Annotated in this window: 14 protein-coding genes; 8 read left to right on the top strand and 6 right to left on the bottom strand. The window is 72.9% G+C overall.

Annotated elements, in window-relative coordinates:
• Positions 1 to 90 precede the first annotated feature (90 nt).
• The 5 genes from AMIR_RS27320 (at position 91) to AMIR_RS27300 (ending at position 5,230) form a co-directional block, all read left to right on the top strand.
• Positions 91 to 1,083, top strand: coding sequence for a TerC family protein (locus AMIR_RS27320; protein ID WP_015804216.1), 993 nt, complete (start codon positions 91 to 93; stop codon positions 1,081 to 1,083).
• A gap of 64 nt (positions 1,084 to 1,147) precedes the next feature.
• Positions 1,148 to 3,052, top strand: a complete 1,905-nt coding sequence (locus AMIR_RS27315) for a S9 family peptidase (protein WP_015804215.1) — start codon at positions 1,148 to 1,150, stop codon at positions 3,050 to 3,052.
• A 259-nt stretch (positions 3,053 to 3,311) separates the two neighbouring features.
• Positions 3,312 to 3,995, top strand: a complete 684-nt coding sequence (locus tag AMIR_RS27310; RefSeq protein WP_015804214.1) for a Crp/Fnr family transcriptional regulator — start codon at positions 3,312 to 3,314, stop codon at positions 3,993 to 3,995.
• Positions 3,992 to 4,609 carry a nucleotidyl cyclase domain-containing protein gene (locus tag AMIR_RS27305; protein ID WP_015804213.1) on the top strand — a complete coding sequence of 206 codons (618 nt, stop codon included), beginning with the start codon at positions 3,992 to 3,994 and terminating at the stop codon, positions 4,607 to 4,609. The genes AMIR_RS27310 and AMIR_RS27305 overlap by 4 nt, the downstream gene beginning before the upstream one ends.
• 33 nt (positions 4,610 to 4,642) lie before the next feature.
• Entirely contained in the window at positions 4,643 to 5,230 is a 588-nt protein-coding gene (locus tag AMIR_RS27300) for a GNAT family N-acetyltransferase (RefSeq protein ID WP_015804212.1), read from the top strand.
• A 188-nt stretch (positions 5,231 to 5,418) separates the two neighbouring features.
• On the opposite strand, the gene AMIR_RS27295 is transcribed toward AMIR_RS27300, so the two are convergent.
• Both AMIR_RS27295 and AMIR_RS27290 read right to left on the bottom strand, forming a co-directional pair.
• Positions 5,419 to 6,075, bottom strand: coding sequence for an RES family NAD+ phosphorylase (locus tag AMIR_RS27295; protein ID WP_015804211.1), 657 nt, complete (start codon positions 6,073 to 6,075; stop codon positions 5,419 to 5,421).
• Between the two features lie 910 nt (positions 6,076 to 6,985).
• Entirely contained in the window at positions 6,986 to 7,570 is a 585-nt protein-coding gene (locus tag AMIR_RS27290) for a hypothetical protein (RefSeq protein ID WP_015804210.1), read from the bottom strand.
• Positions 7,571 to 7,760: 190 nt separating this feature from the next.
• Between AMIR_RS27290 and AMIR_RS27285 the strand changes: the two genes are divergently transcribed.
• On the top strand, positions 7,761 to 8,954 hold the full coding sequence (locus tag AMIR_RS27285) for a glycosyltransferase 87 family protein (protein WP_084799032.1): 1,194 nt from the start codon (positions 7,761 to 7,763) through the stop codon (positions 8,952 to 8,954).
• Positions 8,955 to 9,061: 107 nt separating this feature from the next.
• On the opposite strand, the gene AMIR_RS40665 is transcribed toward AMIR_RS27285, so the two are convergent.
• The 3 genes from AMIR_RS40665 to AMIR_RS27270 form a co-directional block, all read right to left on the bottom strand.
• Entirely contained in the window at positions 9,062 to 10,135 is a 1,074-nt protein-coding gene (locus tag AMIR_RS40665; RefSeq protein ID WP_015804208.1) for a hypothetical protein, read from the bottom strand.
• Between the two features lie 107 nt (positions 10,136 to 10,242).
• Complete coding sequence (locus AMIR_RS27275; RefSeq protein WP_015804207.1) at positions 10,243 to 10,809, bottom strand: YbaB/EbfC family nucleoid-associated protein; 567 nt, start codon at positions 10,807 to 10,809, stop codon at positions 10,243 to 10,245.
• A gap of 305 nt (positions 10,810 to 11,114) precedes the next feature.
• Positions 11,115 to 11,489 (bottom strand): FKBP-type peptidyl-prolyl cis-trans isomerase, encoded by a 375-nt coding sequence (locus AMIR_RS27270; RefSeq protein WP_015804206.1) that lies wholly within the window; start codon positions 11,487 to 11,489, stop codon positions 11,115 to 11,117.
• A 177-nt stretch (positions 11,490 to 11,666) separates the two neighbouring features.
• On the opposite strand from AMIR_RS27270, the gene AMIR_RS27265 reads away from it, so the two are divergent.
• Positions 11,667 to 12,494 (top strand): S1 family peptidase, encoded by an 828-nt coding sequence (locus AMIR_RS27265; RefSeq protein WP_015804205.1) that lies wholly within the window; start codon positions 11,667 to 11,669, stop codon positions 12,492 to 12,494.
• 145 nt (positions 12,495 to 12,639) lie between these two features.
• Here AMIR_RS27265 and AMIR_RS27260 read toward each other — a convergent pair whose 3' ends face one another.
• Entirely contained in the window at positions 12,640 to 13,410 is a 771-nt protein-coding gene (locus AMIR_RS27260; protein ID WP_015804204.1) for an EI24 domain-containing protein, read from the bottom strand.
• Positions 13,411 to 14,862: 1,452 nt separating this feature from the next.
• On the opposite strand from AMIR_RS27260, the gene AMIR_RS40660 reads away from it, so the two are divergent.
• The gene (locus AMIR_RS40660; RefSeq protein ID WP_187313450.1) at positions 14,863 to 16,074 is read left to right on the top strand and encodes a helix-turn-helix domain-containing protein; all 1,212 of its coding nucleotides are present in this window, start codon (positions 14,863 to 14,865) and stop codon (positions 16,072 to 16,074) included.
• Positions 16,075 to 16,117: the final 43 nt, after the last annotated feature.

The raw sequence follows: 16,117 nt of genomic DNA, 5'->3' as shown, positions 1-16,117 counted from the left end.
CTCCCGGTGCCGCTGGTCTGCGACGCGGTTCCCGCAGACGGAGGAGACCTCCGGTCATTGGCGTGCGCGCTATGTGCCGGAGGGTGTCTCATGACTGTTCCCGTGTGGTTGTGGCTGGCCACGATCGCGGGTCTGCTGATCCTGCTCGCGATCGACCTGTTCGTGGTCGACCGCCACCCCCACGAGGTCTCCCTCGCCGAGGCCGGCCGCTGGGTCGTCTTCTACGTGGCGATGGCCGTGCTGTTCGGTGCCGGGATCTGGTACTTCGAGGGCGGCACCCCGGCCGGTGAGTTCTTCGCCGGGTACATCACCGAGTACTCGCTCAGCGTCGACAACCTCTTCATCTTCCTGATCATCATGACCACCTTCAAGGTGCCCGCGATCCACCAGCACAAGGTGCTGCTGATCGGCATCCTGATGGCGCTCGTGCTCCGGGGCGGCTTCATCGCGGCGGGCGCCGCGCTCATCGAGCGGTTCTCCGCCGTGTTCTACCTGTTCGGCGCGTTCCTGATCTACACCGGCTACAAGCTGGCGCGCGGCGAGGACGAGGACGAGGAGTTCAAGGAGAACGCCGGGCTGCGCATGGTGCGCAGGGTCCTGCCGGTCACCGACGAGTACCACGGCTCCAAGTCGTTCACCCGGATCGACGGCAAGCGCCACGTCACGCCGATGTTCATCGTGATGATCGCCATCGGCTCCACCGACCTGCTGTTCGCGCTCGACTCGATCCCCGCGATCTTCGGCCTGACCAAGGAGCCGTTCCTGGTCTTCACCGCGAACGCGTTCGCGCTGATGGGCCTGCGCCAGCTGTACTTCCTGCTCGGCGGCCTGCTCGCCAAGCTCGTCTACCTGTCGATCGGCCTGTCGGTGATCCTCGGCTTCATCGGCGTGAAGCTGATCCTGGAGGCGCTGCACACCAACTCGCTGCCGTTCCTCAACGGCGGCGAGCCGTTCGGCGTGCCGACGATCGGCATCGGGCTGTCGCTGTCGGTGATCGTCGGCGTGCTGGTCATCACGACCGTGGCGAGCCTGATCAAGGTGAAGCGGCACCCCGAGGCGGTCAAGCAGCCGGTCGAGGGGTAGCGCTCTGTGAGTGTCAACAAGTGTCGTGAGCTTTGCTAAGAACATTGGGGTAGCGTCCTGACCCGTGCGCCCCGATGACTTGCGACTGCTCGACCTGCCAGGCTCCCTCTCGGTGCGAGGCGACCTCGTCCTGGTGAACACGGCCCGCCCCGACGCGGAGACCAACACCTACCGAGGTTCCCTGCACCGCCTCCCGCTCGACGGGAGCGGGGCGCGGCAGTGGACGTGGGCGGAACGCGACTCGGCCCCCCGGATCTCCCCGGACGGGCGCTGGGTCGCGTTCCTCCGCGTCACCGGGTCGGGCAAGCCGCCGCAGGTGCACGTCATGGCCGCCGACGGCGGTGACGCCCGCCGCGTCACCGACGCCCCGCTCGGCGCGGGCGCCCCGGTCTGGTCGCCCGACTCCACCCGTCTCGCGTACACCGCGCGCGTGCCCGAGCCCGGCCGCTACGGCTCCGAGGTCGACGGCGTCGCGCCCGGCCCCGACGCCGAGGCCCCGCGCCACATCACCCGGCTCGACTACCGCGTCGACGACCTCGGCTTCACCGGCGACCGCCGCCCCCGCCTGTTCGTGGTGGACGCGCTGGTCGCCGGGGCCGACCCGGTCGAGCTGACCGACGGCTCCCACGACCTCGGCGCCCCCGCGTGGACCGCCGACGGCACGCGGCTGGTGTTCTCCGCGCCCCGCGACCTCGACGCCGTCGAGACCCACCAGGACGACCTCTACAGCGTGCCCGCCGAGGGCGGCGCCGCCCCCGAGCTGCTCGTGCGCGCCCCCGGCGCGGCGGGCGACCCGGTGCCGCTGGCCGACGGCGGCGTCCTGTTCTACGGCCTGGACAACCCCGAGGACAGCGGCGTCGCCCGCAACCTCGGCCTGTGGCTGGCGCGCGGCGACGAGCTGCGCAGGCTCACCGACGTCGAGACCGTCGACTGCGAGAAGGCCGCGGGCGCGCCCGTCGTGACCGGCGACGGCGTGCTCGTCGCGGTCCGCAACCGGGGCGCCGTCGAGCTGCGCCGCGTCCCGCTGGACGCCGACCGGGTCGACCTCGCGGGCACCGAGCTGCTCGCGGGCGAGAAGGCCGAGGTCAGGGCGTTCGCGGCGGACGGCGACGTGGTCGTGGCCGCGATCTCCGACACCGAGAGCCCGGCCCGCGTCGTGCGCGTCGGCGGCGGGCTGCTCGCCGACTTCGCCCCCGACCTGCCGAAGGCGCGCGTCGAGGAGCTCACCGGCTCCGCCCCCGACGGCTACCCGGTGCACGGCTGGGTCGTGCTGCCCGAGGGCGAGGGCCCGCACCCGGTGGTGCTGTCCGTGCACGGCGGCCCGTTCATGTACTACGGCTGGGGCTTCTTCGACGAGGCCAGGGTGTACGCCGCCGCGGGCTACGCGGTCGTGCTGCCCAACCCGCGCGGCTCCGCCGGGTACGGCCAGGCGCACGGCAGGGCCGTCATCGGCGCGTTCGGCACCGTCGACGTGGACGACGTCCTGGCCACCCTCGACACCGCGCTGGCCCGCCCCGACCTGGACGCCGGGCGCGTCGGCGTCATGGGCGGCTCCTACGGCGGCTTCATGACCTCGTGGCTGTCCGCCCACCACGGCGAGCGCTTCCGCGCGGCCTGGAGCGAGCGCGCCGTCAACGCCTGGGACTCGTTCACCGGCGCGTCCGACATCGGCTGGTACTTCGCCGACGCCTACTGCGGCGCGGACCCCGAGGCCCAGCTCCGGATGAGCCCGCTGACCTACGCGGACAAGATCAGCATCCCGTTCATGGTGGTGCACTCCGAGCACGACTGGCGCTGCCCGGTCGAGCAGGCCCAGCGCATGTACGTCGCGCTGCGCCGCAACGGCGCGCCCGCCGAGATGCTGCTGTTCCCCGGCGAGGGCCACGAGCTCACCCGCTCCGGCAAGCCCCGCCACCGCAGGCAGCGCTTCGCCGCAGCCCTCGACTGGTGGTCCCGCCACCTGGGCTGAGCGGCCAGACCGCAGAACACCGGTCACGGGGCCGGTCCGGCGTGCGACCCTTCCGGTCACGCGCGGGACCGGCCCCGCGCCCCGCGCCACGTTCGGCGTCGGGCCGTTCGCCCCCTGCCTCCCGGTGCGTTGGACGGCATTCCGGGGAAATCCCTAATTCCCCGGCCGCTTCCGGACCCAGACTGTGCGTGCAGTCAGGAGGAGGTGGACCGTGGCGAATCCGACGTCCCGCCGAGGCGCTTGGCCTGCGGGGACTTTCATGAGCATGTTGCCGCCCCGCGCCCAGGCGGAGCTGCTCGAACTGGGGACCGAACGAGCGTTCAAGCGCGGTGACGTGCTGATGCGGCAGGGCGACACGACCGACCACGTGGTGCTCCTCCACCAGGCGCTGGTGAAGGCGACCGGGGTGCAGGCCAACGGCCGGGAGACGCTGTTCAGCATCAAGGTCGGCGGCGACCTGGTGGGCGAGATGGCGGCGATGGACAACTCGCACCGCTCGGCCACCGTGACCCTGTGCGGGGACGGGACGGGGCGGGTGATCAGCGCGGTGGCGTTCCGGGGGTACCTGCGGGCCAACCCGGACGCGCACTTCGCCCTCACCCGGATGATCATGCAGACGCTGAAGTGGGCGGATCGGCGCAGGCTCGACTTCACCGGGCCGACGCTGGTGCGGTTGGCCAGGCTGCTCGGCGAGCTGGCCGACGCCCACCGCAGCGGGCAGGGCGACCAGGCCGTGCTGAACCTGGGGCTCAGCCAGGGGGACCTCGCCGACCTGATCGGCGCCGAGGAGGACACCACCCGCAAGGAGCTGCGCGTGCTGCGCGACCGCGGGCTGATCAGCCTGGGCTACCGGTCCGTCACCGTGGCCGACCGGGCCGGGCTGGACCGGCTCGCGGACGGCCGGGACGCGGGCGGGCACGGCCGGGCGGGGGAGAGGCCGTGACCGTCGTGGACGTGGCGGTCGAACGGCCGTTCTCGCTCGACGGCCTCGTCTACCGGCTGGTGCTCGCGGTCGACGTCGAGGGCTACAGCAAGCTCTCCGGGTACGAGCAGGGGCGGGCGCAGTCGCTGCTCGACGAGGTCATGGAGCACGCCGCCCGCCGCGCCGGGCTCGACCGGGGCGACTGGTACCGGCAGGTGCGCGGCGACGGCGAGCTGGCCGTGCTGCCCGCCGACACCGACACCGCCTGGGTCGTCGCCGGGTTCACCGAGCGGCTGCGCGACGGGCTGGCCGCCCTGCGCGCCGCGGGCACCCCGCTGCGGGTGCGGCTGGCCATGCACTGCGGGCCGCTCGCCGGTGGCCGCTACGGGCTGGTGGGGGAGACGCCCATCCGCACGTGCAGGCTGCTCGACGCCCCCGTGGTGCGGCGCGCCCTCGCCGCCGCGGACGGGGACCTCGTGCTGGTGGTCTCGGACGGGCTGTTCCGGGACGTCGTCAGCACCCGGTTCCACCAGCTGGAACCCGAGCGCTTCCGGCGGACCTGGGTGACGGCCAAGAAGACGCGGTACGCGGGGTACGTCTGCACCGCCTGCCCCAGCGCTTCGCCGAATCCCTAGCGCCGCGCGCCACCGGTCGGGCAGTCTGCGCGGATGCAGTGGACCGTGCGGGCCGGGTCGCCCGACGACGCGCCGGAGATCGCCAGGATCAACGTGGAGTCCTGGCAGCGTGCCTACCGGGGGATCGTCGCCGACCCCGTGCTCGACCGGATGCTCCCGGAGAGCAGGCTCCCCGGCTGGGTGAGGGTGCTCGCCCTGCCCGATCCGAGCCGGGTGTTCGTGGCCGTCGAGCCGAGCGGGAAGATCGGGGCCTACTGCGCGGTGGACGCCGTGCGCGAGGAGCGCGACGCCCACCCCGACCTGCGGACCGGCGAGCTGGTCGCGATGTACGCCGATCCGGGGTTCCTGGGGACGGGGGCCGGGCACGCGGTGCACGAGGCGGCTGTCGCGCACCTGGCGGACCAGGGGTTCCGGTACGCGGTGCTGTGGGTGTTCGAGGACAACGGGCCGTCGCGGGAGTTCTACGAGTCGCACGGGTGGCGGCACGACGGGGCCTCGGAGCGGTACGAGCTGGCGGAGCAGCTGCTGCCCGAGGTCCGGTACGCGCGGTTCCTGCCCCGGCGCGGGCCGAGGGGCCAGCGCCCGTCACCGACCGCGCGGGGGAACGGGGTGCGGCGGTGACGGGGGTCTCCGACCTGGATTTTCACGCTATCGGGTAGACCGCGAGGGCGTGCCCCGGCACGTTCCGGCCCGGTAGTTTCCTGACCAGCGGGGTTGGCGCCGCCCAGGTCGAGGGCGGTGCCGGGGTCGACGCCGACCGGTGCTGTCGTGGTCCTGGTGCAGTTCAGCCGGGTCCAGTTCAGCAGGGTTCAGTTCAGCAGGGTGTAGTTCAGCTCCTCGCACACCCTGGCGAGCGGCAGGTCGAGTCCGGGGTGCTCCAGGGGCAGCAGCACGTCCGGCGAGGCGGGCAGCCCCGAGCCGCCCGGCGGGTCCCACAGGCACACGGCCTCGTTGCCGCCGTCCATGGACGAGCGGTACCAGAGGCCGTCCAGCTCGGGGTACGCCGCGCGGATGGTGCGCGCCCACGCCTGGGTGATCACCTTGGGTCCGGAGCTGATCTCCTGCGACGCCCCGACCCTGGTCGGCCACAGGCCGGTCAGGTCGAGCAGCCGCAGGGTCCGCTTGGGGCGCAGCACCACCAGGAACGGGCTGCGGGTGCGCCGGTCCACCACCGACGTCGCCTGGAACACCTCGGCGACGCAGGTCCGGACGGTGAGCCCGAAGTACAGCACGCCCTGGTCCTGGTCGTGCGTCAGCTCACCGCCGGGTCCCGGCGGCTGGGTGTCGAAGCGGGCGTGCGGCAGCGGTCCGGTGTAGCGGAAGCTGTTCCACCGCTGGGGGTGCAGCCCCTTCGCGGTGAAGATCCGCACCAGCCGGGTGGCCTGGTGCACCGCCACGACGTCCTCGGTGCGCCGCAGGTTGGCCTGCAGCACGGCGGGGGCGGGCGGCTGGGGAAGCCGAGACATTCGGGTCCAGGTGTTCGGGGGACGGGGGGCCGTGCCGGTCGGTGGTGGGTGGTCGTGGTCGGGTTCCAGGGCGATCAGGCTGCCAGGTCGTCGGTCGGCCGGGCGATCGGGTGTCCGGGTGATCGGTCCAACGCCGCTCGGCCCGCCGGGCGAACCCCGCCGAACCCTCGCCGCTGAACCACCTGCGAATCCCCGCTGACCGCGCCGACCACCGGTGGCCGGCCCCTCGGGACCAGGTTCCCAGGGGGTGCGCCATCGGGCGATCGGTCGTCCGCGTGATCGGTCGGTCGGGTGTTCGGGCAACAGGGTGATCGTGCGGCTGGCTGTTCGGCCGACAGGGTGGTTCGGCGGTCGACCGCTCAACCCTGGTCGGCCGGGGTCGGTGGGAGTGGTTGGTCGGTGGAACTGTCGGTGGTGTGCTGAGCGGTCGGTGGTGGGCTGAGTGGTGGGTGATGGGCTGAGCGGTCGGTGATGGGCTCGGGTGGTCGGCACTTCCGCCCGCCAGGCTGCCAGGTGATCGGGAAGCGGGCGAGCGAGTGCCCGCATGACTGGGGTTTCGGGGTTCGGGCTGCCGAGTGTTCGGAACACCGGCGTGTCGGTGATCGTCCACCGTGCTTCCCACCTGCACGCCGTCGCACGTACCGGCACCGGCCAGGCCGGCTGTGGCCAGGCCGGCCCGTGGCCCGGCTGGCGGCGTCCGGGCTGGTCATGGTCGGGTTGGTGGTGGTCGGGTTGGCGGTGGTCGGGCGCTGGTCCGACCTGCCGCTGACCGGTTGTCGGCTGCCCTCCGCGCCTGGCTGCCGGGTTCGCCCAGCGCGTCCGGGTCCACCCAGCGCAGCCAGGTCCAGCCGGTGCGGCCAGGTCCACCCAGTGTGGCCGGGTTCGACCGGTCCGGCCGGGTCCGCCCAGCTCAGACAGGGGTTCCGAGCTGGGCGGCCAGGGAGGTCACCTTGAAGGGGTCCCCGCCCGCCAGGAGCCAGTCGCGCGGGGATGCCGGCCTGCCCTCGACCGGGAGGTCCTCCTGCTCGGTGGTCATGAACCCGGCGATCACCAGCGCGGGCTGGTCCTCCGGCACCGACGCGAGCACCGCCTCCAGCCCAGGGAGCACCCCGTTGCCCGCGAACTGCCAGGCGGGCAGCCGCCAGCTGCCCCGGTCCTTCCAGCCGACCAGCCTGCCCAGCCCCAGCCGGTGCCGGATGCGGCTGGTGTCCACGCCCAGCTGGGTCGCCGCGTCGGCCACGGTGATCGCCGAGTCGCGCAGCACCGCGTGCGCCACGATGCTGCGCGCCCTCGGCTTGTCGTCGTCCGGCGAGTGCGGGCTCAGGTCCAGGCCGACGTCCACCAGCGCGTCCCGCACGTCCGGAGTCAGGTAGCTCGCGGGCTCCGGGTGGGGCGGCGCCAACCGCTTCGCGGCGTCCGCCACGAGGTCGAGGAAGGCGTCGGGGGTGACGTGAAGGCCGGCTTTCGCCAAGACCGTCTCCAGCGCTGGACTCATGAGCACAGAGTATCCCGTGCGTGCGCTTTTGTGCGCTGCTGTCGCTCGAACGGTCGCCCCCATCTACTCACCGTGCACGCACAGCAACTTTCGGTGCACGTCCAGTAGCGGTGAGCTACCTGCTGTCGTGACCTGTCCCTCATCCGCCCGTTGACTACGATGCTTCGCGGAAACCAGTCGAGGGAGTGCCGTGGCAGTGGTGGAACGACCGGACAAGCGGCTGCTGGGCGTGTGGGCGGTGGCGGCCGTCGCGCTGCTCGTCATCGTCCACCAGCGCTCCAGCGAGGGCCTGCTCGACCTGCGGGTCTACCGCACGGGGGGAGAGGCCTGGCTGCGCGACCTCCGGCTGTACGCCGACGACTTCCCCAAACCCCTGGACGGCCCGCCGTTCCCCTTCACCTACCCGCCGCTCGCCGCCGCGATCTTCAGCCTCTTCGCGCTGGTCCCGTTCCCCGCCGCGGTTCTGGTGTGGACGACGCTCGGCCTGGTGCTGCTGCTGGTGGTGTGCGTCCTCTCCGCCTGGCACCTGTACGGGGACGCGCGCCGCGCGCTGCTCGTCGGCGTCATCGTCTCCATCGGCGCGCTCGTGCTGGAACCGGTGTGGGCCACCTTCGACTTCGGCCAGATCAACCTGGTCATCATGGGCCTGGCCGCGCTGGACTGCCTGCTGCCGCGCACCCGCTGGCCCAGGGGCCTGCTGATCGGCTTCGCCGCCGCGATCAAGCTGACGCCCGCCGTGTTCGTGCTGTTCTTCCTGGCGCGCGGCAGGTGGAAGCCGGTCCTCACCGCCGTCGCCTCGTTCGTCGGTTTCGGACTCGTCGGCGCGGTCGTCGCGTTCGAGGACACCAAGCAGTACTGGTTCCACACCCTGCTCGACCCCGCGCGCATCGGTGAGCTCGGCTACGCGGGCAACCAGTCGCTGCGCGGCCTGGTCAACCGCCTCGGCCTGACCGGCGCCGCCGAGTCCGTGGCGTGGCTGCTGCTGTCGCTGGGCGTCGCGGCCCTCGCCTGGGTCGCGGTGCGCCGGGCGCGCGAGGACGTGTCCGCGCTGCTGGCCGTGTCGATCGCGGCGCTGCTGGCGTCCCCGGTGTCCTGGACGCACCACTGGGTGTGGGTCGTGCCCGGCCTGGTGCTGCTGGTGGGGCAGCGCTCCGTCGCGGGCTGGGTGACGCTGGTGCTGGTCGCCGACCTGTTCGTGTGGGCCCCGCTGTGGCTGCTGCCGCACGACAAGGGCGTCGAGGTCGGCTGGAACGCGTGGCAGCAGCTCGTCGGCAACTCCTACGTGCTGGTCGCGGTGGCGGCGCTGGTGTACCTGGCGGTCCGCAAGCCCGCTCCCGTCACGAGGCTGGAACCGGACGTCGCACCGGTCGCCACCGACCGCTGAGCGCCCGCGCGGGAAGCGCGCGCCTGAACGGGAACAGCCGCCCACCGGGGAAACCGGTGGGCGGCTGTCGTCGTCGAGAGCGCCGTTCGGGGACTAGCGGGCGGCGGTCACTGACCGGTGATCATCGCGACGGCCCGGTCCTGGGTCCGCTCGTCCACCGCGGCCAGCTGGAACCCCCGGCCGATGATGTGCGACACCAGCGCGGGCTCCGGCGGGACACCGTGCTTGCGCAGGTAGTGCGACACCGCGCCGGCCCACACCCAGGTGCCGTCGGTGCGGAAGTTCAGCGGAACGTCCCGGTCGGACGGCGCGAACTCGTCCACGTCCGTGTCACGCGCGGACAGCACCACGGGCGCCGACTCCAGGTACGCCAGCAACCGCTCGCGCAGCTGCGGGTCCACCGGCTGCCTGCGCACCACCGGGCGACCGGTCTGGTCGCGGCCGTCGTACACGCGCGCCGTGCGCAGGTCCGCCTGCGGCTGACCGCCGGGCTGCCCGAACCCGCCGCCGGGCTGACCGGGGAACTGCTGCCCCTGCGGGCCGGGACCCTGCTGGTGGGGAACGGGCTGACCGGCGAACTGCTGCCCCTGCGCGAAACCGGGCTGCCCCTGCTGTCCGGGGATTCCCTGACCCGGCGTCGGCGGACCCTGCTGCGCGAACCCCTGCGGCGGCGTTTGCGGCCCACCCTGCTGCGGCCCGCCCTGCCCCTGCTCGGGCTGCGCGGCCTGCTCCACCTGCCTGGGCGGCATGCCCGCGCGCTGGCGCAGCCAGTCCGGGATCAGCTCATCGGTGCGCGGGAACGTCCGCAGCTCGTCCTGGAACCCGATCATCGGCGGCGCGTTGCGCCAGCGGGGCTCCTCGGCGGCGTCGAAGTCCACGGCGAACGCGCTCGGCGCCTCGATCTCGTAGACCGCGCTCAACCAGGTGCCCCGGTCCTGCTCGTACATGCCCGCGCGCAGCCTGCCGAACAGCTGCACCACGTCGATCGGCGGTCGCACCGGGCGCTGCTGACCGTCCGGACCGGTGAACGCCATGTCCACCTCGATGTGGCGGCCCGCGGCGCGGTACTCGGTGCGCACCCGCTGCCAGTCCGGAGGCAGCGCGGGCAGCATGGCGCGCCCGATCTGCCGGACGAGCTGCTGCTGCTCCTGCTCGTCCAGCGGTGTGACTGGCTCGGTCATGCGACGAACACCCCTTCAAGATCCCCCCGGCGCAACGGTCGGCAGATCCTATCGCCCGATGTGTCCGACGACGGCGGACTTGACCTGACGGGGTGGAGTTCGGTGGCTCACCGGAGGAAGCTCTGACCCCCGAAGTCGTCGTCCTCCTCGGTGTCCCGCCTCGGCCTGCGCTGCGGCGGCTGCGGCGGAACGGGCGGCTGCTGGGCGTGTCGCGGCGGCGGCGGCGGCGGGGGCGGTGCGGTCCGCTCGTCCTCGATGCCGAAGCTCATCTCCCGGTGCGGCTGCGGTTGCGGGCGGTCCTCGGCGGGCGGCGCGGGGAAGGTCTTCCTGGCTTCCTCGAACAGCGTGTTCGCCGTCTGGTCCTGCGTGCCGATCGTCTCCGCCATGGCCTGCTGCAGCAGCTCCGGGATGCGCGACTGGGCCTTCTGCAACGTCCGCATGATCTCCGCCGACACCTCGGCCATGCGCCGCTCGCGGGCGGGCTCGGCGATCTGCAGGGCGGTGAGGATGCCGTTGGACCCGATGGTGAGCCGCACGTGCCCGTCGCGGGAGGTCTCGGTCACGGACATGCCCTGCACCCGCTCGGCCATCGCCTCGTAGCGCTGGGCCTTCTGCTTGAGACCGGTCTCCCAGTCGGCCACCATGCGCTCGGAACCGCCGATGTCTTCGGGCACGGTCACGCCTCCCCTCGATCACCGCCATCATGCCGCACCGGAGCGGCCACCGGTGCCGGATCGCACTCCGGGCCAGCGCTCGGCTCGTTCCGTCCGCCCGTCCGCCCGTCCGTCCGCACCCGCTCCGACCGCCCGGCGGCGCGCTCCGCGTTCCGCGCTGAGCGAACCCCCTGCTCACGGCCACCGGGCCCTTCGGTGTCCCGCACTCCGCGCTCATGTCGCGTGGGCGGTTCACGCGCCGCTGCGGCGGGAACCGGTCCGGAGTCGTCCTCCCGGAACCGGTTCCCGCCCCGATGCCGCCGAGGTCAGCGCACGCCGAGCAGGTCCACCACGAAGATCAGCGTCTCGCCGCCCTTGATGACGCCGCCCGCGCCGCGGTCGCCGTAGCCGAGGTGCGCGGGGATGACCAGCTTGCGGCGGCCACCGACCTTCATGCCCACGACGCCCCGGTCCCAGCCCGCGATGACGCGCCCGCCACCGAGGGGGAACACGAACGCCTCGCCGCGGTCCCAGGACGCGTCGAACTGCTCACCGGTGGAGTGCGCGACACCGACGTAGTGGACCTGGACCAGCTGGCCCGCCTGGGCCTCCGGGCCGTCGCCGACGGTGATGTCCTCGATCACCAGGTCCGCGGGCGCGGCACCCTCGTACGGCTCGACCACGGGCTTGTTGGGGGACATGCGGAACTCCTCAGGACGAACTGCTCGCTGTTCGGGCAGTGCTCGGGCGAGTCAACCACGTTCGAGTGAACTGGGCCGAACGGCCCACGGGCGCTGGACCTTGTGCCACCGGTGCGTCTTCTGGTGCCCTGGGACTGCCCCACCGAGGGGTGCGCACTGCACCGGAAGGAGATGAGCATGGCGGAAACCCCGCGCCGCCTGAGGTTCCTGCTCGGCGCAGCCGCCGCGGTGGCGGCACTGCTCCCCACGACCGCGCTCAGCGCGTCCGCCCAGCCCGCGCCCGTGCCTGTGCCCGTGCCCGCCGACGGCGACGTCGGCGCGCGGATCGTCGGCGGCACGCGCGTCAGCACCGCAGACCACCCGTGGGCGGTCTACCTGGCGACGAGCACCGGAGCCCAGTACTGCGGCGGAACCCTGGTGGCGCCGGACAAGGTCCTGACCGCAGCGCACTGCGCCGAGGACGACTCGCCGTCCTCGGTGCGCGTGGTCGTGGGCCGCGACGACAAGGACTCCAGCGCGGGCACCACGGCGCGAGTCACCGACATCTGGATCCACCCGTCCTACCAGATACCCGCCGAGGGCTACGACATCTCGGTCCTGACCCTGGACCGCGCCCTGAACGCGGAACCCCTCCCGCTGGCGAGGCCCACCGACTCGGCCCTGTACGAGGAAGGCGTCCCCGCCACCGTCCTGGGCTGGGGCGCCACGTCCTCGGGCGGGACCGCCTCGCGCCACCTGCTCGGCGCGACGGTGCCGGTGATCGGCTCCACCGCCTGCACCACCGCCTACGCCGAGCGCTACAACGCGAACCTCATGGTGTGCGCCGGTTTCCCCAAGGGCGGCACCGATTCCTGCCAGGGCGACTCCGGCGGCCCGCTCGTCGCAGGCGGCAAGCTGATCGGCGTCACCTCGTGGGGCGAGGGCTGCGCGGCAGCGGGAGCGCCAGGCGTCTACAGCCGGGTCGCGGCCTACTCGACCGAACTGGAACCCCAGCTGACCCCCTGACCACTCCCTCCGGCCCTGACCACCCCCTCCGGCCCTGTGTCGGTCGTGGCACCGGTGGGCGCGGAAAGCGAACGGGCGGCCGGCTCAGCCGACCGCCCGTTCCCGAACGTCTTCCACCACCGCAATGTCCCCTGCGGCCATCCGTCTACTGAGGACGCCTGCCGGTGTTCTTCTCGTCCTCCAGCAGCCGGTGCGACAGCACGGTGCCGCCCGCCATCGCCGCGGGCATGACCACCAGCGGCGCCAGCGGGATCAGGCACAGCAGGTACGCGGGCACCGCGAACCCGAGCACCATAGCCCGCCGCTCCTTGAGCACCCGCCGCCGAACCGCCAGGTCCAGCCCGCGCCGGGTGAACGGGATGCCGGTCAGCTCCAGCCCGAGCAGCCACCCGTTGATCCCCGCGCCGAGCACCGGGACCACGGTCTGCCCCACCAGCGGGATGAACCCGGCGATGAACAGCGGGATCGCCACCAGGATCGCCATGCCCACGAGGCGCAGCGAGTCACGGGTCCCGACCACCGTCGACCGCCACCAGCCGACCCGCTCGGACTCCGGGACGCCGCCCAGCTCCTCGTCCTCGATCGTCTCGGCGATGTGCTCGTAGAACGGGCCACCGATGATCAGGGTGATCGCCGTGAACAGCAGCAGCCCGATGGTCAGGTAGGCGGCCAGGATGGACACGCCCGCCAGCACCCGCACACCGGTCCGCAGCGACTCGGCCCAGTTGTCGGCGAACGGTGTCACGAACGCCGTGATGTCGTTGATCCAGTAGCCGAGCGTCACGAGGCTGCCGATCAGCAGCAGCGTCGTGATCAGGGCCGGGATCGCGCCGATGATCAGCAGCTTGGGCCTGCGGAACACGGAGCCGAAGCCGTGGCCGAGCAGTCCGATTCCTGCGGAGAAGTCGCGGAGCACGGCCGGAGCATAGCCAGCCGCGCACCGGATGGCGGTCGCTTCCCGAACCCGAGCGCTGCGACCATGACCTACCGAGCCCACCGCACCCGCAGCGAGAGGCCCCGGCATGGCCGTCCCCGACCGCACCGCACCGGCCCCCGGCCAACGAACCACCCCCCTGCCGGACCAGCCTGCGGTCACCACCGCACGCCGTCCCCACCGCCCCGCCACCGCACAACACCCATGCCAGGCCCCGCACCCCGGCACCCCCGACACCCGGCAACGCGGCCCACCCCACCACACCCCACCGCAGACCAGCCGACCGCAGAAAAACCCACCACCAGCCAGTCCCCTGCAGGCCCTCAAGCCCTAGCGCACCCCGTTGCCGCACAACAACTCCCCGCGCACCCCGCGGCACACCCCCCTGTCCCACAGCAGGTCCCACCCCACCCCACCACCCCACCCCAGCCCACCGCCACGCCCAGGGCCCTCACACACCCCGCACCCCCCACCCCGGAGCCCCTCAACCCCGAGCCGCTGGACACGGAGCCACCAGGTTCAACCCAGCCCACTACCCGGCACGAGCCCACATCCACTCGCCCCGCCCCAACACCCACTCACGCCAACCAAGCCCCACCCCACCCCAACCTGACCCGCGCCAGACCCGACCAGGAACCCGCTACCCCAACCCCCGCCCCGACACACCCCAACCCACCACCACACCCCACCCAGACTCCCGCCCCTCAAAACACGACAACCCCCGACGCAGTCCGCCCCAACAACACCCGCCCAGACAGCACCTGCCCCGACGAAGCTCACCTTGACGGCATCCGCCCGAACAACGCTCGCCCTAACAGCGCCCGCCCCGACCGCGCCCACCTGAACAACATCCGTCCAGACAACATCGGTCCAGACAGCGCCCACCCAGACAGCGCCTGTCCAGAAGGCGACCGCCCAGTCGGCATCCATCCCGACGCTGTCAATCTCGACGCCGTCCACCCCGGCGGCACCCGTCTCGGCAGCACCCACCCGGATGCCGCTCACCAGGACGGCATCCGTCCTGACGGTGCCCGATCTAATGGCACCCGTCCTAGCAGCGCCCGCCAAGACGGCATCCGACCAGACAACGCCCGACCGGATACCGATCGCCAAGACTTCGGACGCCAGGCCAGCGCTCGCCAGGACTCCGTTCGCCAAGGCTCCGGCCGCCAGGACTCAGCCCGGCCAGGCGCCGCCCGCCCAGGCACTGCCCGCCCAGGCACTGCCCGCCCAGAGACCATCCGGCCGGAGACCGCTCGCCTGGAGACCGCCTGGCCGGAGACCGTTCGCTCTGAGGCTGTCCGGCCGGAAATTGCCCGTCCGGAGGCTGTCCGGCCGGAGACCACCCGGTCGGACAGCACCACCCGGTCAGACAGCGCCGCCCGTCCCGAGGTCGCCCGCCCCGACGTCCTCGGCGAGTCGCGCGGCACGCCGTTGCCCGCGTTGCCGCCCGAGCTGTGGGAGAGCCGCGAGGTGCACGCCGCCGTCGCGTCGGACGCGCCCGGCGTGCTCGTCGCCATCGCGCGCCGCGCCCACGGGTTGCGCCAAGACGAGCTCGGCGCGCTGGCCGGCTACTCGCAGTCCGCGATCTCCCGCCTGGAATCAGGCAGCGGCATCGCTTACGACCTGCGCGTGCTGCGCACCATGCAGCGGCTGCTCGGCATCCCGGCCCACCTGCTCGGCCTGGCCGACCGGGCCGCCCGCCCGTCCGTCTCGCCCCGCTCCGACCGACCCGTCGACCCGGCAGCCCTCACCGCGCTGCGCGCGGCCACCGCCCGGCGCGGTGGGCCCGTGCGGCAGTTGCTGGTGCTGCGCCGCATCCTCGACGACGCGCACCACCGCCAAGGCTGGCGCGCCCTGGTCCCCGCCACCCGCTCGCTGTTCGACTTCGCCGACGCCCTGCGCCGCGCCGCCGACGGCGACCACCGCCGCAGGCTGCTCGCCGTCGCCGCGACCTACGCCGAGTTCTCCGGCCTGCTGTACGAGGAAGTCGGCGACCGCAGCGGCGCCGTCGAGTGGACCACCCGCGCCCTGGAGCAGGGGCAGGCCGCCGACGACCCCGACGTCGTCGCCCACTCCTACGTGCGACTGGCCCAGCTCGCCGAACCCGACGGCGAGCGCGTCCTCACGCTGACCCGTGCCGCCCTGCGCGAGCGCGGCATCGGCCCACGCACCCTCGCACTGGTCCTGCGGCAGCAGGCTCGCGGACTGGCGATGGCGGGTGACGAGACGTGCATGGCCCGGTTGGACCACGCGCGCGAACTCCTCGTAGCGGTTGCCAGGGACCCTGAGCCGGACAACGGCGAATACCGCATAGGATACCGCCTTTCGGAGCAGCACGTCGAGCTCGAACGGGCGGCTTGTTGGCTCGAACTCGGGCAACCGCACCGCGCGATCGCGGGCTACGAGGCGCTGCGCCGCCGCCGGTGGGGCCACGCCCGCGCCGCCGAACGGGGCCTCCACACCGCCCGCCTGGCCGCCGCGCACGCCGCCGCCGGACACCGTGATCAAGCCGTGGCCTGCGGTTACGAGGCGTTGGACGCGGCGAGGGACAGCGGTTCGGGGCTGGTGCTGGTCGAGCTGGGCAGGCTCGGCCCGTGGGTGGGGGAGCGGGACGTGCGCGAGCTCGCGCGGTGGCTCGGCTGACCTGTATGCGTTTTCCGCATATCGGCGGAGAAGGTGGTGCGTC

It is taken from the genome of Actinosynnema mirum DSM 43827 (assembly GCF_000023245.1).
Lineage (GTDB): Bacteria > Actinomycetota > Actinomycetes > Mycobacteriales > Pseudonocardiaceae > Actinosynnema > Actinosynnema mirum.
The sequence above is the reverse complement of the archived record's forward strand: the minus strand, read 5'-3'. Positions and strand labels throughout refer to the sequence as shown.

What these genes read in the sequence shown, in the direction of transcription:
- AMIR_RS27290 (WP_015804210.1), bottom strand. Translation starts at nt 7,570, where the DNA reads ATGAGTCCAGCGCTGGAGACGGTCTTGGCGAAAGCCGGCCTTCACGTC.
- AMIR_RS27295 (WP_015804211.1), bottom strand. Translation starts at nt 6,075, where the DNA reads ATGTCTCGGCTTCCCCAGCCGCCCGCCCCCGCCGTGCTGCAGGCCAAC.
- AMIR_RS40665 (WP_015804208.1), bottom strand. Translation starts at nt 10,135, where the DNA reads ATGACCGAGCCAGTCACACCGCTGGACGAGCAGGAGCAGCAGCAGCTC.
- AMIR_RS27320 (WP_015804216.1), top strand. Translation starts at nt 91, where the DNA reads ATGACTGTTCCCGTGTGGTTGTGGCTGGCCACGATCGCGGGTCTGCTG.
- AMIR_RS27300 (WP_015804212.1), top strand. Translation starts at nt 4,643, where the DNA reads ATGCAGTGGACCGTGCGGGCCGGGTCGCCCGACGACGCGCCGGAGATC.
- AMIR_RS27310 (WP_015804214.1), top strand. Translation starts at nt 3,312, where the DNA reads ATGAGCATGTTGCCGCCCCGCGCCCAGGCGGAGCTGCTCGAACTGGGG.
- AMIR_RS27270 (WP_015804206.1), bottom strand. Translation starts at nt 11,489, where the DNA reads ATGTCCCCCAACAAGCCCGTGGTCGAGCCGTACGAGGGTGCCGCGCCC.
- AMIR_RS27265 (WP_015804205.1), top strand. Translation starts at nt 11,667, where the DNA reads ATGGCGGAAACCCCGCGCCGCCTGAGGTTCCTGCTCGGCGCAGCCGCC.